Source organism: Bacillus sp. LM 4-2, assembly GCF_000978495.1.
Taxonomy (GTDB): domain Bacteria; phylum Bacillota; class Bacilli; order Bacillales; family Bacillaceae; genus Bacillus; species Bacillus subtilis.
The window spans coordinates 1,611,618-1,631,985 of the sequence record NZ_CP011101.1 but is presented as its reverse complement, the minus strand read 5'-3'; the positions used below and the strand labels follow the sequence as shown (position 1 = coordinate 1,631,985).

At 45.2% G+C, this 20,368-nt stretch carries 20 protein-coding genes; 1 reads left to right on the top strand and 19 read right to left on the bottom strand.

Annotated elements, in window-relative coordinates; genetic code table 11:
- Positions 1–121 precede the first annotated feature (121 nt).
- Complete coding sequence (locus bslm_RS08280) at positions 122–1,783, bottom strand: DAK2 domain-containing protein (protein ID WP_003232052.1); 1,662 nt, start codon at positions 1,781–1,783, stop codon at positions 122–124.
- 15 nt (positions 1,784–1,798) lie between these two features.
- A complete protein-coding gene (locus tag bslm_RS08275) occupies positions 1,799–2,161 on the bottom strand; it encodes an Asp23/Gls24 family envelope stress response protein (RefSeq protein WP_003232054.1) in 363 nt (120 codons plus the stop codon).
- A gap of 276 nt (positions 2,162–2,437) precedes the next feature.
- On the opposite strand from bslm_RS08275, the gene rpmB reads away from it, so the two are divergent.
- Positions 2,438–2,626 carry a 50S ribosomal protein L28 gene (gene rpmB / locus bslm_RS08270; RefSeq protein ID WP_003221548.1) on the top strand — a complete coding sequence of 63 codons (189 nt, stop codon included), beginning with the start codon at positions 2,438–2,440 and terminating at the stop codon, positions 2,624–2,626.
- 72 nt (positions 2,627–2,698) lie between these two features.
- Here the strand turns inward: rpmB and spoVM are convergent, their stop codons facing one another.
- The 17 genes from spoVM to bslm_RS08185 all read right to left on the bottom strand — a co-directional run bounded on the left by spoVM (position 2,699) and on the right by bslm_RS08185 (position 20,262).
- Positions 2,699–2,779, bottom strand: a complete 81-nt coding sequence (spoVM, locus tag bslm_RS08265; RefSeq protein WP_003221545.1) for a stage V sporulation protein SpoVM — start codon at positions 2,777–2,779, stop codon at positions 2,699–2,701.
- Between the two features lie 71 nt (positions 2,780–2,850).
- Positions 2,851–3,495, bottom strand: coding sequence for a thiamine diphosphokinase (locus bslm_RS08260; protein WP_014479765.1), 645 nt, complete (start codon positions 3,493–3,495; stop codon positions 2,851–2,853).
- A 72-nt stretch (positions 3,496–3,567) separates the two neighbouring features.
- On the bottom strand, positions 3,568–4,221 hold the full coding sequence (rpe, locus tag bslm_RS08255) for a ribulose-phosphate 3-epimerase (RefSeq protein ID WP_003232058.1): 654 nt from the start codon (positions 4,219–4,221) through the stop codon (positions 3,568–3,570).
- A gap of 4 nt (positions 4,222–4,225) precedes the next feature.
- The gene (rsgA, locus tag bslm_RS08250; protein WP_015715871.1) at positions 4,226–5,122 is read right to left on the bottom strand and encodes a ribosome small subunit-dependent GTPase A; all 897 of its coding nucleotides are present in this window, start codon (positions 5,120–5,122) and stop codon (positions 4,226–4,228) included.
- 14 nt (positions 5,123–5,136) lie between these two features.
- Positions 5,137–7,083: a serine/threonine protein kinase PrkC gene (prkC, locus tag bslm_RS08245; protein ID WP_015252109.1), complete on the bottom strand. Its 1,947-nt coding sequence runs from the start codon at positions 7,081–7,083 to the stop codon at positions 5,137–5,139.
- A complete protein-coding gene (prpC, locus tag bslm_RS08240; RefSeq protein WP_014479762.1) occupies positions 7,077–7,841 on the bottom strand; it encodes a protein-serine/threonine phosphatase PrpC in 765 nt (254 codons plus the stop codon). Before prpC ends, prkC begins: the two co-directional genes overlap by 7 nt.
- Positions 7,842–7,847: 6 nt before the next feature.
- Complete coding sequence (gene rlmN, locus bslm_RS08235) at positions 7,848–8,939, bottom strand: dual-specificity RNA methyltransferase RlmN (protein ID WP_014476780.1); 1,092 nt, start codon at positions 8,937–8,939, stop codon at positions 7,848–7,850.
- Between the two features lie 3 nt (positions 8,940–8,942).
- A complete protein-coding gene (gene rsmB, locus bslm_RS08230; RefSeq protein ID WP_046381015.1) occupies positions 8,943–10,286 on the bottom strand; it encodes a 16S rRNA (cytosine(967)-C(5))-methyltransferase RsmB in 1,344 nt (447 codons plus the stop codon).
- Complete coding sequence (fmt, locus tag bslm_RS08225; protein WP_046381014.1) at positions 10,273–11,226, bottom strand: methionyl-tRNA formyltransferase; 954 nt, start codon at positions 11,224–11,226, stop codon at positions 10,273–10,275. Before fmt ends, rsmB begins: the two co-directional genes overlap by 14 nt.
- Before the next feature lie 4 nt (positions 11,227–11,230).
- Positions 11,231–11,713: a peptide deformylase gene (def, locus tag bslm_RS08220; protein ID WP_015383630.1), complete on the bottom strand. Its 483-nt coding sequence runs from the start codon at positions 11,711–11,713 to the stop codon at positions 11,231–11,233.
- Positions 11,714–11,739: 26 nt separating this feature from the next.
- The gene (gene priA / locus bslm_RS08215) at positions 11,740–14,157 is read right to left on the bottom strand and encodes a primosomal protein N' (protein WP_046381013.1); all 2,418 of its coding nucleotides are present in this window, start codon (positions 14,155–14,157) and stop codon (positions 11,740–11,742) included.
- Positions 14,154–15,374: a bifunctional phosphopantothenoylcysteine decarboxylase/phosphopantothenate--cysteine ligase CoaBC gene (gene coaBC, locus bslm_RS08210; RefSeq protein ID WP_017694849.1), complete on the bottom strand. Its 1,221-nt coding sequence runs from the start codon at positions 15,372–15,374 to the stop codon at positions 14,154–14,156. The genes priA and coaBC overlap by 4 nt, the downstream gene beginning before the upstream one ends.
- Before the next feature lie 82 nt (positions 15,375–15,456).
- Positions 15,457–15,660, bottom strand: coding sequence for a DNA-directed RNA polymerase subunit omega (gene rpoZ, locus bslm_RS08205; RefSeq protein ID WP_003221520.1), 204 nt, complete (start codon positions 15,658–15,660; stop codon positions 15,457–15,459).
- Between the two features lie 3 nt (positions 15,661–15,663).
- Positions 15,664–16,278 (bottom strand): guanylate kinase, encoded by a 615-nt coding sequence (gene gmk / locus bslm_RS08200; protein WP_003232083.1) that lies wholly within the window; start codon positions 16,276–16,278, stop codon positions 15,664–15,666.
- Between the two features lie 7 nt (positions 16,279–16,285).
- Positions 16,286–16,555, bottom strand: a complete 270-nt coding sequence (gene remA, locus bslm_RS08195; protein WP_003154355.1) for an extracellular matrix/biofilm regulator RemA — start codon at positions 16,553–16,555, stop codon at positions 16,286–16,288.
- A gap of 76 nt (positions 16,556–16,631) precedes the next feature.
- Positions 16,632–17,507, bottom strand: a complete 876-nt coding sequence (locus bslm_RS08190) for a YicC/YloC family endoribonuclease (RefSeq protein ID WP_015252115.1) — start codon at positions 17,505–17,507, stop codon at positions 16,632–16,634.
- 82 nt (positions 17,508–17,589) lie between these two features.
- Positions 17,590–20,262 carry a calcium-translocating P-type ATPase, SERCA-type gene (locus bslm_RS08185; RefSeq protein WP_046381012.1) on the bottom strand — a complete coding sequence of 891 codons (2,673 nt, stop codon included), beginning with the start codon at positions 20,260–20,262 and terminating at the stop codon, positions 17,590–17,592.
- Positions 20,263–20,368: the final 106 nt, after the last annotated feature.

Genomic DNA, 20,368 nt, shown 5'->3' with positions numbered 1-20,368 from the left:
ACCAGAGCTTATTAGCGCTTTGCTTCTAGACTAATTGATCAGATATAAAATGGCAAGCGGGCGCGTTACAGCGCTGCCGCACTTAAAAGCAGACATAAGAATAGAAGGGCAAATTGCCCTTCTATTCTGCTGAAACTATATACGAATACAGAGGCTGTTTCCCATTGTGGATCTCAACCTCAATCTCCTCGTACTTTTCACTGAGAAACGCTTCAAGCTGCTCAGCTTCTTCCTGAGACGCATCCTCACCATATAGAATGGTCACGATTTCATCATCTTCTCCGATCATTTCTGACAGCAGCATTTTCGCGGCTGACAGCTGATTTTCAGAAGTGCCGATAATCGTTCCATTCAGAATGCCCATAAAGTCGCCTTTTTTAATATCTTTACCGTCAATATGAGTATCTCTGACTGAGAACGTCACCTGTCCGCTTTTTACTTGCTGAATGGCGCTTAGCATATTGGCCTCGTTCGCTTCAGCTTCTTGATCCGGGTTAAAAGCCAGCAGGGCTGACATCCCTTGCGGAACCGTTTTAGCAGGAATGACAAAAACCTGTTCATCCACTACGCTGGCCGCTTGGTTAGCAGCCATGATAATGTTGGAGTTGTTAGGCAGGATAAATACCGTATCTGCATTTACAGACTTCACGGCATCAACAATATCCTCAGTGCTTGGGTTCATGGTCTGGCCGCCTTCAATCACAACAGAAGCGCCAATGCTTTTGAATAGGTCTGAAATTCCTTCTCCCATCGCCACAGTCACAATGCCATACGGCTGCTTTGCCGGCGGTATTTCGTTGTCTGCAGGTTTGCTTTCTTGACTGATGATAGAGGTATGCTGTTCTCTCATATTTTCTATTTTTATTTTGATCAATTCACCGTAATGCTGGGCGTAGTTTAACACGTTTCCCGGCTCTTCAGCATGAATATGAACCTTCGCCAGCGATTCATCCGCAATCACAAGCAGAGAATCTCCGAACTGGCTGAGGTCTTGCCTGAACGTGCCTTCGTCGAACTCTCTTTTTGTCTGATCAAGCCTAACCATCACTTCGGTACAGAATCCAAATTCAATATCTTCGGTATTCATCATGCTTTGCGCGCTCTTGTGATGCTCTGCGCTGACCATGTCGTCAAGTGACGGAAGAACTGCTTTCTGAGGTACAGTTTCACCTTTTAATGAAGCAAGGAAACCTTCATACACACAGAGCAGGCCTTTGCCCCCGCTATCGACAACTCCTACTTCCTTTAGGACAGGTAGCAATTCAGGGGTGCGGTTTAAAGACGCCTCTGCTTCTTCTGTCACTGCAATCATCAGCGCAGTGATATCGGTTTCTTTTTCTGCTAAGATCATCGCTTTTTTTGCAGCGTCTTTTGCAACTGTTAAAATGGTGCCCTCTACAGGTTTCATGACAGCTTTATACGCCATGTCTACACCTGCTTGCAGCGCAGCGGCAAACTCAAGTGCATTAATTTCTTTTTTCGTTTCAATGCTTTTGCTAAATCCGCGGAACAATTGGGATAGGATAACTCCTGAATTTCCGCGTGCTCCCATGAGCAGCCCTTTAGATAACGCGGAACCCACCTTCCCGATATCATCCGTATCCATTTGTTCAACTTCTCTTGCTCCGGAAGTCATCGACAGGTTCATATTTGTTCCCGTATCACCGTCCGGCACCGGAAACACGTTCAGTGCATCAACTGCACTGGCGTTTTGAGACAGATTCTGCGCTCCCGCAAGAATCATCTCGGCAAAGGTTCTGCCGTTTAATGTTCTGATAGACAATCCTACTCCTCCTAACTACGGGTTCGTCACTCGTACGCCTTGGACATAAATATTGACAGAGTCCACTGCCAGTCCGATGGTTTGATTTACTGTGTACTTTACTTTTGTTTGGACATTATGTGCCACTTCAGAAATTTTCGTGCCGTAGCTGACAATGATATACATGTCGATATGTATCTGTTCTCCTTCTTGGCGAACTTGGACACCCCTGCTGAAATTCTCTTTCCGAAGGATTTCAGTCAGTCCGTCTTTAATCTGGTTTTTAGAGGCCATGCCGACAATGCCGTAACAGTCAACCGCCGCGCCTCCTGCAACCATCGCGATGACTTCATTAGATATATCAATCTGTCCGTACTTCGTTCTTAATTCAATGGACACACTAGTTCCTCCTTCGAATGCATAGAGTTACAGCTATTCTACTATATGGTTTCCATTATGAAAAGACCAGGCAATAATCGCTGGCCGTACCTCTACATATACTATAGCGCTGCTGTTTCCGCAAGATGTCAAGTGAATTTTCTTGAAAGATGATGAAACAATAGTTGCAAACGTTTTTTAGCTGTGGTAAATTATTTAAAGTATCCATATCGAAAGCATCTAAGATTATATGAATGTTAAAAAGTAGATGTTTTGTGCAAGTGAGGAGGGAAACAAATGGCACGTAAATGCGTTATCACAGGTAAAAAAACAACAGCTGGGAATAACCGTTCTCACGCAATGAACGCTTCTAAGCGCACTTGGGGCGCGAATCTTCAAAAGGTTCGTATCCTTGTGAACGGAAAACCTAAAAAAGTATATGTATCTGCTCGAGCTTTGAAATCCGGTAAAGTTGAGCGTGTATAACAAAATGAACGCCTGCCCCGATATGTGGCAGGCGTTTTTATGTGGTGAAAGAGGGCTTTGAACCCCTGGGCATTAATCTTTTCTAAATGAGCCCAGCATCGCCCGGACAATTCCTCCTAAAAACTTCGGCAATTTAATGGTGTAAAATTTCATTTTTGTCCCCTCCTATAACGTCCCGTAACCGCCTTGTTCATTGTTTTCAGCAATTGAATGAAAGCACATGCTTAATCCGTGCTTCTTATCATTATTAATATGCCTTTTGCAAACGAAAAAGTACCTCGTGAATGAATGAGTTCGTTACTAATACATAGTGTTGAACCGAGCGTAATATGACAATTATTTAGAGGATATTTAAAACCGGTCAGGGTCAGCTCATGTATGTCTTCGGAAAACGGTATGAAGGAGATATATCGCTTATTTTCATCCTTCTCAATATCATATTCACCAGGAGGGAACATTTGAATATGATTTTGTTTGTCTATCAGCCTAATTTTTATGTTCGTTTTTACACCTCTATACAGTAGCTGAATGTTTCCTAAAAAATGATCAGCTCTGCCGCCTGTAATGCCGAAAATCTGAATAATATCCGGCTGCTTTTCCAGCGCCCAATCAAGGGCGAGGTCTAAATCTGTTTGATCTTTTTCTGCTTGATACACATGAAGGGCGGGAGCGGCTTTTTCTATTCGCCGGCGTTCTTGCTCCGTTATGCTGTCAAAATCTCCGAAGGCTTCAACAGGAATGATCCCGGCATCTAAGAGAGTGACGGTGCCTTTGTCAACACCGATCCAAAGCGTGTGTTCATCCGTATAGCCGGTTAGATCGGGAATGAGATTTTTCGGGCCTCCCGCAACGATATTAATTGTTTTCATCTCTGATTCCTTTCTCTGCATACAGGAAAAAGAGCTTAGGCTATTGTATGCCCAGCTCTTTTCTAAAGCTGCTTATTTACTTCCTCTGATTTCAGAAATTGCTTTTTTGCGGTCAGACTGGCCATAAACAGCTGAACCGGCAACGAGTAAATTTGCGCCCGCTTCAATGACGAGCGGAGCGGTTTCTTTGTTGACGCCGCCGTCTACTTCAATTAACAGATCTTTTTTTCCTTTTTCATCCGCCATTCGCTTAACCTCTTTTATTTTAGGAAGGACTGAATGAATAAATTTCTGCCCGCCGAAGCCCGGGTTCACCGTCATTAAAAGAACAAGATCGAGATCGTCGAAAACATGCTCGATGACTTGTACAGGGGTATGCGGGTTTAGAACCACTCCGGCCTTCACTCCTTGCTCTTTAATGAGCTGGATGGTACGGTGCAGGTGCGGACATGCCTCAGCATGCACAGACAGGATATCTGCGCCTGCTTTCGCAAAAGCCGGGATATAACGATCCGGCTCTTCTATCATTAAATGGACATCAAGCGGCAGATCCGTTACCGGCCGGACGGCTTCTACAATCAGCGGACCGATTGTGATATTCGGGACAAAATGGCCGTCCATAACATCAATATGAATACAATCGGCTCCGCCTTTTTCTACATCTTTAATCTCATTGCCTAAAGCGGCAAAATCAGCGGAAAGAATAGATGGTGCAACCTTTATCATTATGCTAATACCTCGGCTTTCTGTCTTTAATCTCCGTCATAAATTCAACATAATGGTCATAGCGATACTGCTTTAATTCTCCGTCTTCAACAGCTTGTTTCACCGCGCATTTCGGCTCTTTCAGATGTAAACAGCCTCTAAATTTGCATGAAGAGCTTTTTTCTCTGATATCAGGGAAGGTATAGCCCAGCTCTTCTTCCTCAATGTCTGTAAATTCAAGCGAGCTGAATCCTGGTGTATCTGCAACCAAACCTCCGGACGTATGAATCAGCTCCACGTGGCGGGTTGTGTGTTTCCCGCGGCCCAAATGCTCAGAAATCTCGTTTGTTCTTAATCCAAGCTCCGGACTGATCGCGTTGAGAAGCGAGGATTTCCCAACACCGGACTGACCGGCAAATACCGTTGTTTTATCCTGAAAATGCGGGATGATGTCCGTTAAACTGTCTTGGTCCTTAGAGGAGGTAAGGTATACGTCATAACCAATATTCCGATAGTCTTCTGCATAGGCTTGTATCGTATCTTCTGTATCTTGATCTTCAATCAGATCCATTTTAGTAATGCATATAATCGGCTGAATATCATTGGCCTCAACGAGAACCAGGAAGCGGTCGAGCAATGCCGTGCTGAAAGAAGGCTGAACCGCTGAGAAAACCAGGACCGCTTGATCAACGTTGCAAATTGGCGGCCTGATAAGCTCGTTGGTTCTTTCTTTAATTTCCATTAGATATCCTTCTTTGTCATTTTCAGCCTGGTACACAACGTAATCACCGACAAGAGGGGTAATTTTGTTTTTTCTGAAAATGCCTCTTCCTCTGCATTGTATTACTTTATCTGAATCCTCTGATTCATCCAGTACATAGTAAAAGCCGCTTAGCGCCTTAATAATTTTGCCCTCAGGCATATTTTCCCTCCTTGTTATTCATCTTTCGGATACTCAATGGTTTTGTAGCTGACAACTTTATTGTTTACCATTACTTGATAGTACCCTTTTTGGCCGGGTTCAATCTTTAGTTCGATCGTTCGTTCAGTCGGCTCTTTTATCTTAAATTCTTCGTAAGTGTCAGAGATGCTGTGATCCGCATCGTCAACCGCGATTTGCACTTGAAGCTCGTCCCCTTCATTTTCTGGTTCGTAGGGGATCTTGACCTTTTCTTTCACTGTTTTCGCAGGTTTTTTCTCTGGTCCGAGAGAGAATGTCACTTCAACTTCGTTTCCCGGCTTTACTGCCGTACCTGCTGCTGGTTTTTGTTTGACAACCTGTCCTTCTGGAACATCATCTGAGTATGCTTCTTTTTCTACAAGCTTCAATCCGTTGTCTTCCAGATATCCAGACGCTGCTTCTTTACTGTAGGTTTTCAAGTCTCTAAGCGTAATGTCTTCGGGTCCGATACTGACTGTAAGTTTGACTTGATCTTCACTCGGGACAAGCTCAGTCCCTGCTGAAGGATTTTGGTCAATGACAGTGCCCGCATTTTTCTCGTCATTCACTTCATTTACTGTTACATGTTTAAACCCTTGGTCCTTCAACGCTTTTTTTGCCTGGTCGACCGTTTGGCCTGTCACATCACCGATCTCCGTTTTTGCTTTTCCGGTGCTCTTATAAAGGGTGACCGTGGCGCCTTCTTTGACTGTGGTATCCGCTTTAGGATCCGTTTTTACCATCAGGCCCTCTTCAATTTTTTCATCTGAGATTTCCAACACCTCGGAATCAACCTGTAAACCTTCTTTTTCCAAGAGCCCTGCGGCTTTTTCGTATTCCATTCCGGAGACATCAGGTATTTTGACATCCTTAGGCATGAAAAGCGACGGAAAAACAGTGACAGCAAGAATTCCAGCTGTGATAAAAACGAGGCATATCGTGAGCAAAACCCACGGCCACTTTTTTCTTTTGCCGTTCTTCTTTGTTTTGTTTTCTTGTGCGGTTGTCACTTCTGCTTCTTTTTCGCCAGCAGCTTTAGCGAGTTCTTCATCTTTAATGATAGGTATCGCTTTTGTCATTTCTTCATCTTCTTGAATCGTAAATCTCTTTTCATTGAGTCTGTCGGCATCAAAAGCTGTTTTTATGTCTGCTTCCATGTCTTCAGCCGTTTCGTAGCGATGAAAAGGATCTTTGGCAGTTGCCTTGAGTATGATGTTTTCAACGCTTTGGGGGACCGATGGATTCCACCTTTTTGCCGAAGGAGTTTCCGCTTGAAGATGCTTCAAGGCGATGCTGACTGCTGACTCTCCATCAAACGGAATACGGCCGGTTAAAAGCTCAAATAGAACGATTCCAAGCGCATAAATATCCGATTTTTTTGTGGCTAAGCCGCCCCGGGCCTGTTCAGGTGATAAGTAATGGACCGAGCCCAGAACTGAATTGGTATGGGTGATTGTGGTCGAACTTAGTGCCGTCGCAATTCCAAAATCCGTTACTTTGATATTTCCCATATGATCAATCAAAATGTTATGCGGCTTGATGTCTCTGTGAACAATCTGGTTTTGATGGGCATGAGCGATGGCTGAGACAATTTGCTCCATGATGTTCAGCGCTTCTTTAGGGTGAAGCGGCCCATTTGCTGTTATGTATTCTTTAAGCGTCATGCCTTCAACATATTCCATGACAATATAATAAATATCATCTTCCTCGCCCAAATCGTAAATGCTAACAATATTCGGGTGATCGAGGCTTGATGCGGATTGGGCTTCTCTGCGGAAACGTCTGATAAATTCATTGTCATTTGCATAGTCAAACCGCAGGATTTTAATTGCGACTTCACGGTCTAGAATGATATCCTCAGCTAAATACACGTTGGCCATTCCCCCGCCGCCTATAACGCGGAGAATTTGGTAACGCCCGCTGATCCGCTTGCCGATTAGCACTGATCTTCACCCTCTTCAACTTGTAAAGCAAGCTCAAGCAAAACTGCTGTTATGTTGTCTTCTCCGCCATTCTGATTGGCTTTGTCCACAAGCAGGTTTACTTTTTCCTGAGGAGCTGAATCGCTTTGCAGGATGTCTTTTAACTCAGTGCCTTCCACTTTATTCGTCAGTCCGTCAGAACATAGAAGCAGTTTGTCTCCGGGTTCTATATCAAAGGAACGGGTGTCAATACTGACTGACTGGTCTGTTCCAAGCGCCTTCGTCAACACATTTTTTCGCGGATGATGTTCAGCGTCTTCTCTGGAAATCTCTCCAGTGCGAACCAGTTCATTTACAAGCGAATGGTCTTCTGTCACTTGAACGAAATCATCGTCCTGAAGCAAATAGCATCTGCTGTCTCCGATATGGGCAACAGAAACCGTTTTCCCCGTAAAAAGCGCACATACAATCGTCGTCCCCATGCCTTGGCATTCTTCGTGGGCTTGAGCGTGATCGTATATTTTGCTGTTTACCGAAAGAATCTGTTCAATGAGCCATTTTTCACATTCCGAGGGCGCAGTTGGAATCGTCTCTGCTTCATTCCATTTCTCCCCCATGGCTTTCACAGCCATCTTGCTCGCAACATCTCCAGCAAGATGGCCGCCCATGCCATCAGCGACAACCGCTAATATAAATTCATCTTTCCCCTTGAATATCCCCGCATCATCTTCATTATGCTGGCGGATTTTTCCTGTATCTGTTTTTAAGGCTGTTAACAACCCTCATCACCTCGTCTCGTCTTGACGCTCCTTCGCGCGAAGCTGACCGCAGGCTGCGTCAATGTCATGTCCTTGCTCTCTTCGGATTGTGACATTTACTCCGCGGGATTTCAGCGTTTTTTCAAAAGCAAAAATCTGATCACGCGGTGTGCGCACATAGTCCCGTTCAGGCACGTAGTTTACCGGAATCAAGTTCACGTGGCATTTGACTCCTTCCAGCAAGTCGGCAAGCTCTTCGGCGTGTTCCACCTGGTCGTTTACGCCTCCGAACAGCCCGTATTCAAAGCTGATGCGGCGTCCCGTTTTATTAATATAATATTTAACGGCTTCCATTAGATCAGGCAGTTTATATGCTCTGTTAATCGGCATCAAACGGCTTCTGATTTCTGTGTTCGGCGCGTGCAGAGAAATTGCAAAGTTAATCTGCATTTGCTGATCAGCAAATTCGTAAATTTTCGGGATGATCCCACTCGTAGAGACCGTAATATGGCGAGCACCGATATTCAGGCCCTTGTCATGGTTAATGATTTTCAAGAAAGCGAGCATTTCGTTAAAGTTATCAAAAGGTTCGCCGATTCCCATGATCACGACAGAGCTGACGCGTTCATCCGTTTCATCAAGAGCTTTTTGCACTTTGACTACTTGAGCGACAATTTCCCCTGCTTCAAGGTTTCGTTTTAAGCCTCCAAGCGTTGACGCGCAGAATGTGCAGCCAATACGGCAGCCGACTTGTGTCGTTACACATACAGAATTGCCATACTCGTGTCTCATTAAAACGGTTTCGATGGTATAACCGTCATGAAGCTCAAACAAAAACTTCATCGTACCGTCTTGAGAAGTTTGTTTAACAGCCGTTTTCAGCGTTGTTAACACAAAGTGAGTGTTTAATTTCTCACGCAGATCCTTTGAGAGGTTTGTCATTTCTTCAAAAGAAGATACGCGTTTTTCATATAGCCATTCAAAGATCTGAGCCGCACGGAACGGTTTCTCTCCGTTGTCTGTCAGCCATTGTTTAATTTCATCTAATTCAAAAGAATAAATAGACGGACGCTCTGTCCGCAATTCTTTTCTTACTTTTGTTTTATTAAGTTCTGCCATTGCTTATCCCTTCTTTCTCATGCTGCAAATAAAGAAACCATCTGTTCCGAAATAATGAGGAAGGATTTGAAGCCTTCCATCCCGAACAAAGGGTCTCACCTTTTCAGGCAGCCGCTTTTCAAGAGACAAATCGGGTTCAAAATCAGGATGTTCTTGTATAAACGCATGTATTACTTCATCATTTTCTGTCCGGTCCATTGTACACGTACTGTAGACAAGAGTGCCACCTTTTTTTACTAATGGTGCGATTTCCCTCAAGATCGACAGCTGGATTTCAGCTAGACGGGCGCTGTCGTCAGGCTTTTTCGTGTATTTCATGTCCGGCTTTCTTCTGATAACACCGAAACCTGAGCACGGGGCATCGACCAATATTCGGTCAAACTGTTCGTTTTCAAACGTTTCCCCCGCTTTTCTAGCATCCATTGTTTCCGCATGAATGATTGTCAGGCCAAGCCGGTCTGCCGCTTCTTTGATCAGCTTCACTTTATGTTTGTGAAGATCAAGCGACGTAACGCTCCCCTTGTTCTTCATTAATTCTGCGATATGAGCCGACTTTCCGCCAGGCGCCGCACACGCGTCAAGCACTGTTTCATCTGACTTAGGATCAAGGGCGCGGGCGACGAGCATGGAGCTCTCATCCTGGATGGAAACTTCACCGTTTTGGAAGAAATGAGTTCCGGCAATTGTTCCCTTTAAGAGCTTCACAGCATCTTCAGCGAGGTCGCCTTTTTCAACTTCGATTCCCTCAGCAGCCATTTGGTCAAGCAGCTCAGCTCTGTCTGCTTTCATTTGATTGACACGCAGCGTCTGTTTCGGCGGAATGAGATGGATGCAGCAAATCTTTTCCGCAGCTTCAAATCCATACGCATCCGCCCACTCTTTCACAAGCCACTCCGGATGGCTTGTTTCTGTCGCCAGCCGGCGTACAGGATCTTCGATCGCGTCAAAGGATGGAACACCTTCGCGCTGAATAGAACGGAGCACGCCATTGACAAAAGAAGCAATGCCTTTGTGTCCGCGGATTTTAGCAATCTCAACCGCTTCATGGATGGCTGCCCTGTCTGGAATCTTCTCTAAATACTCCATTTGATATAAGGATAGGCGAAGAAGCTGAATCACCCACGGCTTTACCTTTTGAGGCTTATTGATAAACGGTTTAAGCATATAATCAAGCGCGATCTTATTTTGTAATGTACCATAGACAAGTTCAGTCAAAAGCCCTCTGTCCTGATCACTCAGTTCATTTGATTTAATGACCGATTTCAGCAGCAGGTTGCTGTATGCCTGGTTTTGTTCTAATTTGATCAGCGCCTCAAGGGCGATGTCACGAACACTAGTTTTTTTCATTGTTTACTCCTAACACATCACCGACTTCAACATGAGCGCCTCGCACAAAGTCTTCGCCTTTCATTCGTTTTTTGCCGGCCGGCTGGAGTTCGGTTAATAACAGAGCCGTCTCGTTACCTGTGGCAACGATAATCCCTTCCTTTTCAACCGCAACGACTGTGCCTGGCTCAGCTTTGGTTGGTGCGGGTGTTTTTTTGGATTCCCACACTTTCAAGTTTTGTCCATTAAGCGTCGTATAGGCAACAGGCCATGGATTTAAGCCGCGGATCTGGTTGTAAAGCTCTTCGCCCGTTCTGGACCAGTCGAGCAGCTCTTGCTCTCTTTTAATGTTAGGCGCGTATGTCGCTTTCTCTTCATCCTGCTTTTCAGGTGAAATGCTGCCGGCAATAACGTTTGGAACCGTTTCTGACAATAGCTTCGCGCCAGCAACGCTTAATTTATCGTGCAGTGTTCCGACATTGTCGGTTTCTTCAATGTCCACTTCCACTTTTGAGATCATGTCCCCGGCATCCAATTTTTCTACCATATACATAATGGTAACCCCGGTTTTTTTCTTTCCCTGCAGAATGGAATAATGGATCGGAGCACCGCCGCGCAGTTCCGGCAAAAGGGATGCGTGAACGTTAATGCAGCCGTATTTTGGACTGTCGAGAAGCTCTTTAGGCAAAATTTGTCCGAATGCCGCCGTTACAATCAGGTCAGGCTTTAATGCCAGCACTTTTTCAATTTCTTCTGTCAATCTGACTTTTTCCGGCTGAAGAACCGGGATGCCGTGGCGCAATGCCTCTTCCTTGACCGGAGGAGGTGTCAGTACTTTTTTTCTGCCCTTCGGACGGTCCGGCTGTGTGACGACCCCCACTACTTCATATCCGTCCTCTATCAGGGTTCTTAAAACAGGAACTGAAAAATCCGGCGTTCCCATAAATACGATTCTCGTCATCAAATCATCCTTCCATATCCGCTAGTTCATCTTCTGTATAGTATTTACTTATTTTAGATGTAAACAGCACACCGTCTAAGTGGTCCATTTCATGCTGCACGGCTCTTGCTAAAAAGCCTCGCGCTTCCAGAATGAACGGTTTTCCCTGACGGTTAAACGCACGCACTTTGACATAATCGGCACGTGTGACATCACCATAGACGCCAGGAAAGCTCAAGCATCCTTCAATTCCGGTTTGCTCGCCGCTTTTTTCTAAAATTTCAGGATTAACGAGATCAATTCTCCCTCTGTCATCCCCGATGTCTACAACTGCCGCTCTTTTTAAAATGCCAATTTGCGGCGCTGCCAGTCCGACACCATCCATTTCAAGCATGGTGTCGTACATATCATCAAGCAGTTTTTTTAGCTTTTTATCAAAAACAGTCACGGTTTCCGCAGGTGTTTCCAAAACCTCCGCAGGATGTGTGACGACCTTTTTTACTGCCAATTTGTTACCCTCCAAGACGTGAGATCTTACATCATCATATAAGGATTCATATCAATTGAAATCATTACATGTTTTTGTTCAATTTCGCGTTTATAATGTTCCAGTATCTTCTTCAATAAAGCGGATAACTGGGTTTCCTGTTTGTATTTTATCACGCATTGATAGCGATATCTATCTTTGATCCTGGCTATCGGCGACGCGCTTGGTCCGAGAATTTTCGTGTCAGCTCCGCAGTTTGCTTTCAAAAAATGAGCGATCTTTTCAGCTGTAACCGCTGCTTTCGCCACTTCCTCATGAGAAACAGTCACAAGAGCCAAATAGTAGTATGGCGGATAGGATTGCTCTCTCCTGTGCGCCATTTCATGCTGATAGAACGTTTCATAATCGTGTGTTTTCGTCAGCTGGATACTGTAATGAGACGGTGTATACGTTTGAATGATGACATGGCCGGGCTTTTCATGCCTGCCTGCCCGGCCGCTGACTTGCGTTAACAGCTGAAATGTTTTTTCAGCCGATCTGAAATCAGGAATATGAAGTGTTGTATCAGCACTTAACACTCCGACAAGCGTGACATTCGGAAAATCAAGTCCTTTCGCGATCATTTGCGTTCCGAGAAGAATATCCGCTTTTCCTTCTCCGAAAGCTGACAGTAATTTTTCATGGGCGCCTTTCCGTGATGTCGTGTCAACATCCATCCGAATCACTCTCGCACTTGGCAGCACTTTTGTCAGCTCTTCCTCCACTCGCTGTGTTCCCGTTCCGAAAAAGCGGATATGCTCGCTTGCGCATTCAGGACAAGTGTGCGGAACAGGCTCTTCATGTCCGCAATAATGGCATTTCAGCCTTTGGCCATAACGATGATACGTCATGGAAATGTCGCAGTGCGGGCATTGCGGGACATAGCCGCAATCCCTGCACATCACAAAGGAAGAATAGCCCCTCTTATTTAAAAACAGCACCGCCTGCTCACCCTTGGCAATCGTTTCTTCAAGCTTTTCCATCAATTCAACTGAAAACATTGAACGATTGCCGTTTCTAAGCTCCTCTCTCATATCGACAAGCGAAACCTCAGGCATCACCCGGTGGTTAACACGGTGCTTCAGTGAAAGAAGCTCGTATACGCCCTTTTGCGCTCTTGCATATGACTCTAATGTCGGCGTAGCACTCCCTAATACAACCGGGCAGCTGTGATGCTCAGCCCGCTTGATTGCCACCTCTTTCGCATGATAGCGCGGCATTTCTTCCTGTTTATAGGAAGACTCGTGCTCTTCATCGATGATTATCATTCCGAGATTTTCAAACGGAGCAAAAATCGCGGATCTGGCACCGACGACAAGCCGTACTTCCTTCCGGTGGATTTTACGCCACTCGTCATATTTTTCTCCTGTGGATAAACCGCTGTGCATGACTGCCACCTGGGAGCCGAAGCGGCCCTTGAAGCGGTTGACCATTTGCGGCGTCAGCGATATTTCCGGTACGAGGACGATGGCTTCTTTTCCTTTCGCCAGTACTTTTTCAATTGATTGCAGATAAATTTCCGTTTTTCCGCTTCCTGTCACGCCGTGAAGGAGGAACACTTTATGCTCATCGCTGTCCAATGTCTCGCGTATGGGCTCGAAGGCAGCCCTCTGTTCGTCTGTCAGCGGCAGGGGCTCTGTTTTTTTGAACATTTTGTCCTGATAGGGATCTCTGTAAACCTCTTCATAGCTTTCCTTCAAAAGCCCTTTTTGGATAAGGGTTTTGATGGTTGCAGAGCTCGTGTCCGTTTTTTTGCACAATTCCGCCGCAGGAATTTTCACACCTTCCGGCTCAGAGATGAGAAAGTGAAGAATCGCCTGCTGTTTTGCTGCTTGGCGGGACAATCCCTCAGCCTGCTTAGCAAGCTCTTCTTTACTCGCATTTGCCTGAATATGCCTGACCATTTTTTTATTGGTTTTTTGCGCGACTTTATACGTCACGTCAATGTCCCCTTTTTGAACATGCCTTTGAATCAGTTTCAGCGTCTCATGATCGGGTATATCTGAATACAGCAGCGTCTTTGTTTCAGAAAACAGCCGTTCCACTTGCGGCGGAAGATCGGCTTCGTGTGCAATTTTTAATTCTTTTTCATATTTCGCCTTTAAGGCGGCAGGCAGCATTGCTTGAAGCGCCGTTATTTTAAAAGACAGCGTTTTGTCTGACAGCCATGATGACAGAATCATAAGCTCCTCTGTCAGAACAGGTGTAAGATCTAATAAATCCTCTACTTCCTTGACAGATTTTCCCGATAGGTCAGATGCTTCTTTGACTGCTGTCACAAACCCTTGAATCTTACGGGGGCCAAACGGAACAATGACCCGCATCCCCGTTTTGATCATGCCCTTCAGATGGTCTGGGATTTTATAATCAAAAGGCCTGTCTATATTTTTGGTGCTGACATCAACGATGACTTCTGCAAAATTCATGAGCGCTCTCCGGTTTGTTTTGAGAGGGCTGCGATCTCCTGAAGGATTTCAAAAGAAACATCGAGCTTAGACATAATCGGGAGTTCGCGTTTATGCCCGTCTTTGAAAAAGATTGTCACGATATTCGTATCAGCACCAAAACCGGCCCCATTTGCTTTCACATCATTTGCCACAATCAAATCAAGGTTTTTAGCGGCGAGCTTTTTACGTGCATAGTGTTCAATGTCTTGTGTTTCGGCGGCAAATCCGACCAAAATCTGCTCTTTCTTTTTCTCGCCCAATTCTTTCAAAATATCGACTGTTCTTTTCAGTTCTAAGGTCATGCCGCCGTCTTGTTTTTTCATTTTATGGTCAAATACTGTTTTCGGCGTAAAATCGGCTACCGCAGCTGTTTTAATGACTATATCGCTTGCGTCATACACAGAGAGCACAGCTTCGCGCATATCCGCAGCCGATTGAACAGGGATAAACTCAGCAAGGCCTTTAGGCTGATCAAGTGAAACAGGCCCAGAAATTAAGGTTACCCGTGCGCCGAGCTGAACAGCAGCCTCCGCTAGTGCGTAGCCCATTTTGCCCGTCGATTTATTGGTAAAAAACCGGACAGGATCAACCGCTTCCCGCGTTGGGCCGGCTGTAATGACCACATGCTTGCCTTCTAAAGGAGCGGATGTTTCTTCAGCAAAATGTTTTTCGGCCAGCTTTACGATGTTTTCCGGCTCTTCCAATCTGCCTTTTCCTACGTAACCGCATGCTAAATAGCCCTCACTTGGCTCAATAAAACGATAACCGTCCTGATAAAGAACAGAAATGTTTCGTTTGACTGCCGGGTGGTCATACATATGAACGTTCATCGCCGGCGCGATCCAAACGGGAGCCGTTGCTGCCAACAATGTTGTCGTCAGCATATCATCAGCGATGCCGTTTGCCAGTTTTCCAATCACATTAGCCGTAGCCGGCGCTACAATAATCAAGTCGGCCCAGTCTGCGGCATCAATATGAGAAATGACGCTTGGATTTTGTTCTTTAAATGTATCTGTATAGACTTCGTGGCGGCTCAATGCCTGAAATGTCAGCGGTGAAACGAATCGGCAAGCGGATTCAGTCATAATCACTTTGACATTTGCTCCTGCCTGAACCAGCTTGCTCGTTAACGCACAGGCTTTATAAACAGCGATGCCTCCGCTCACGCAAAGTAACACATTTCGATTGTTTAGCAATGAATTCTCCCCCTCTGCACTTTACAAAACCGCACGGAAAAAAATAACAACCTACATGTGATATAGGTTGCTACTTGTGCTACTATTCGCGGTCTTCCTTTTCAAACGAAAGCAGGCCTGCATCAATTTCTTCTAAAGCTTTGCCTACATATTTGTGTGAAATCGTATGTTCAATCATTTGGTCTTTTTTGATTTGCATTTCACGTGCGCGTCTCGCAGAAACAGTCACCAGCGTATATTTTGAATCTAATTTATTCATTAAAGAATCAATTGACGGATCTAACATTGATTATTCAACCTCCAGCATTTTCTTATATCTTGGTGCAACGCGTTCACGCTTCAAATGTTCAGCAAGAACGATTGCTTTGATTTTATCGCAAGCCGTTTCGACATTATCGTTTTCAACGACATAGTCATAAGCATCCATCATTTCGATCTCAGCTTTTGCGGCTTTCATTCGATTTTCAATCAGAGCGTCTGTTTCTGTGCCTCGTGTCACGATTCTGTTTTTCAGTTCAGAAAGGCTTGGAGGCGCAAGGAAAATAAATAGGCCTTCCGGGAAAGCATTTCTCACTTGAAGAGCCCCTTGAACTTCAATTTCTAAAAAGACGTCTTTTCCATCTTGAAGCGTCTGTTCAACATAATCGACTGGCGTGCCGTAATAATTGCCGACATACTCTGCCCATTCAAGCAGCTTGTTGTCCGCAATCATTTGTTCGAATTCGTCTCTTGTTTTGAAAAAATAATCGACTCCGTTCACTTCGCCCTCTCTTGGACTTCTTGTGGTTACTGAAATCGAATATTCAAATTTTGTGTCTTCCTGCGAAAAGATCGCTTGTCGAACCGTTCCTTTACCAACTCCTGAGGGACCTGAGAGAACGATTAATAACCCTCTTTCTTTCATGCGGCAATTACCCCTGCCCTTCATCCATAATTTCTTCTTTAACAGAAAGTCTGTGTGCAACTGTCTCAGGCTGGACGGCAGATAAGATAATGTGATCACTATCCATGACGACAACTGCACGGGTTCTTCGTCCGTATGTAGCGTCAATTAGCATTCCGCGGTCTCTTGCATCCTGAATCATCCGTTTGATTGGCGCAGACTCCGGGCTGACAATCGAAATCATCCGATTGGCGGAGATGATATTGCCAAATCCGATATTAATCAGTTTAATCGTCATCTTCTACGTTCCCCCTGTAAAATAGACGTCTCTAGTTTAGCCTAGTAAGACCGTCTGTAAACAATACGCACAGTCACTATTCTATATTTTGCACTTGTTCTTTTATTTTTTCAATAGAACTTTTCATTTCAACGACAAGCTTTGTGATCTGATGATCATTTGCTTTTGAGCCGATCGTATTTGCTTCCCGATTGAGCTCCTGAACAAGAAAGTCGAGTTTGCGCCCGACAGCTCCGCCACTAGCTAATATATCACGAAACTGGGCGAAGTGGCTCTTCAGCCTTGTAATCTCTTCAGTGATATCAGAGCGGTCTGCAAAAATAGCGCATTCTGTTACAAGCCGGCTCTCGTCTAATACGTCTTCAGTCCATTCTTTGATTCTGGCGTACAGCCGTTCCCGGTAACGAGATACGACATCTGCAGCCAGCAATTCAGTTTCTCTCACCAGCTCTTCAAGCTGATCAATATGCATCAGGCAGTCTTTCGCTAAGAGCAGCCCCTCTTTTTCACGCATTTCACAGAGACCTTTTACCGCTTCTTCTGCAGCATCGATGATCAACGCCTCCAGCTTGTCATTTTGCGTCTGTTCTTCATGAATCTGGACGACATGATCAAGCTTAAAGAAATCCATTACATCGGGCTCTGCAGACAATTGATACCGCTTCTTCATATCTCTCGCGGCTGCGACAAACTCATCGAGCAGCGGCCAATCAATTTCAAGCCTTTTCTCAACAAGCATATCGCTGTCAACAGATACGAAAAGCTCAATTCTTCCGCGCTGAATATGCTGCAGAATGGTCTGTTTCAGCTTATCTTCAAAATATAGCAAAGGCCTTGGCAAACGAGCGTTCACTTCTTTAAATCTGTAGTTCACAGATTTAAGTTCAACGCTTACAGAGAGATCGTCTTGTGTTTTGCTTGCACTGCCGAAGCCTGTCATACTTCGTATCATTTTAAAACACCCAATTCTTCCCTGTTCTCATAATAAAAGGGCAATAGACACGCTATTACCCCTAAGATTATATCATATGAATTTATTTTTTTCTTGTTAAAAGTGACCCCGCCAGCAAAAAAGTAGGGATCGCGGACATACCGATGACGAGCATCCAGTCCCCCGGCGTGATGGCTACAGTATGGAAAATCGGCTGAAGCGGCGGATAGTAGATTACTACAAGCATCAGCAAAATGGATGACAATACCGCGCCGATTAAATACAGGTTTTGAAACGGATTTCTAGAGAAAACAGAAGTTTCGCTGCGGCAGTCAAACACGTGAATAAGCTGAGCGAGCACCAATGTGGCAAACGCGATCGTCTGGGCATAAGCCAAGTTTTCCGGATTGCGGTGGTACACAATGATAAACGCTAAAATAGTGGCAACTCCGATTAAAAATCCTCTGGAAACGACCTTCCATCCTAGCTTGCGGGCAAATACCCCTTCTTTCGGATGACGGGGCTTGCGCTTCATGACATCTCCTTCCGGCTGATCCATGCCGAGCGCCATTGCCGGCAATCCGTCCGTCACCAAGTTGACCCACAAAATCTGAATCGGAACGAGCGGTAAAGGAAGGGCGAGCAGCATCGCAAACAGCATGACAAGGATTTCTCCGACGTTAGACGCCAACAGGTATCTGATAAACTTCCTGATATTTTCGTAGATGTTCCTGCCTTCTTTTATCGCCGATTTAATCGTCGCAAAATTATCATCCACGAGAACAAGAGATGATGCTTCTTTGGCCACATCTGTCCCGGTAATGCCCATAGAGACGCCGATATCAGCTTGTTTAATGGCAGGAGCATCATTGACGCCGTCTCCCGTCATCGCCACAATATGCCCGTTCTCCTGATAGGCTTTTACGATTTTTAGTTTATGTTCAGGGGAAACGCGGGCAAATACATACACATCCTCCACCACATGAGAAAGCTCTTCTTCAGAAAGTTCATTCAGCATCTTGCCGTCCATGATTTTGCCGCTTTTCGGAAGGAGGCGCAAGTCTTTCGCTATCGCTTTAGCGGTTTCTACATGATCACCTGTAATCATAACGGTCTTAATTCCTGCTTCACGGCATTCTTTTATCGCCTGCCTGACTTCCGGCCGCGGGGGATCAATGATACCTGAAAGGCCAAGCATGGTCAGATCTTTTTCCGCCTGCTCCATTGACGGTGTTTCGCCTGCTTTTATCGGCCTGTAGGCGACCGCTATCGTTCTGAGTGCCTGTGATGCCAAATGTCTTAATACCGCCTCTGTTTCTGCTTTTCTTTCATTTGAAAAAAGAGCCGCTGAGCCGTCATAATAAATACGGGAAGATCGCTGCATCAGTACATCCGGTGCACCTTTTGTAATGATATAGCGCTTTCTGTCTTGATCCTCTACGATGACAGTCATCATTTTCCGTGCAGAATCAAACGGAAATTCTTCGATCACCCGGTAGTTTGATTCAACAAACTCCTTTGAAAAACCGCCTTTTCTTGCCGCGGTGAGCAGCGCTCCCTCTGTCGGATCTCCGTCAAGCACATATTCGCCGTCTCTTTTCTCAATATTGGAGTTGTTACAAAGCGCTCCGAACAGAAGCATCTGCTGAAGCGGCTTATGTTCATTGACACTGATCTCTTTTTCGTTTAGTGTGAAGCTTCCTTTCGGTTCATAGCCGGCCCCTGCCACTCTCCATGTTTTCCCTCCGGACCAGACATGTGTCACCGTCATTTTGTTTTGGGTCATTGTCCCTGTTTTATCTGAACAAATGATAGACGCACACCCAAGCGTTTCAACAGCAGGAAGCTTTCTAACAATGGATTTTTGTTTAATCATCCGCTGTACACCAAGCGAAAGCGCCACTGTCACAATCGCCGGCAGCCCCTCCGGAATAGCGGCTACCGCTAACGAGACACCTGCTAAAAACATACTGTACAGATCATGACCCTGAATAACACCGACAGCAACGACAAGTACGGTCAGAAGCAATGCAACAACAATCAAAATCTTCCCGAGCTGCTCCAGTCTTCTTTGCAGCGGGGTTGACAATGTCCCTGCCGATTCAAGCATGTCGGCAATTTTCCCCATAGCCGTATTCATTCCTGTCCCGACGACAACCCCCACACCGCTGCCGCGGGTCACAATCGTACCCATAAATGCCATATTGGTAATATCGCCAAGTGAAACATCCGGTTTTTTCAATTTATCAGCATGCTTCACAACCGGGATTGATTCCCCGGTCAGCGCTGATTCTTCTATTTCAAGGCTTCTCGCTTCAACAATTCGAACGTCTGCGCCAATTCTGTCCCCGCTCGTAAATTTCACAATATCCCCCGGCACAAGTTCCTTAGAAGGAATCTTTGTCCAGCTTCCTTCCCTGAGTGCCATGACATGCGGTGTTGAAAGCTCTTTTAAAGCCTGAAGAGATTGCTCAGCACGCCTTTCTTGAAAGAAACCGAGTATGCCATTCACAAACACAATCGCAATAATCGCAACCGCATCTACATATTCACCAAGAAAACCTGAGATTAACGTTGCCGCCAGAAGAACAAGCACCATAAAATCTTTGAACTGCGCGAAAAACAAGAGAAGCGCTGAAGTTTTTTTCCCTTCTTGCAGCTCGTTTGGTCCATGCTTGTCAAGACGTTTTTTTACCTCTTTTTCAGTTAATCCTTGTTTCATGGACGTATTGGTTGCCTCTAGTAAATCTGTTTGTCCCATTTCATGAAACTTCATTCCGCTCGTCCACTCCCCTGCTCTCTTATAGAGATATCACTCTATAAGCATGCTTATTCTGACTCGTCCCATTTCATGCTATAATTATCGAATGCAGGAAGAATGA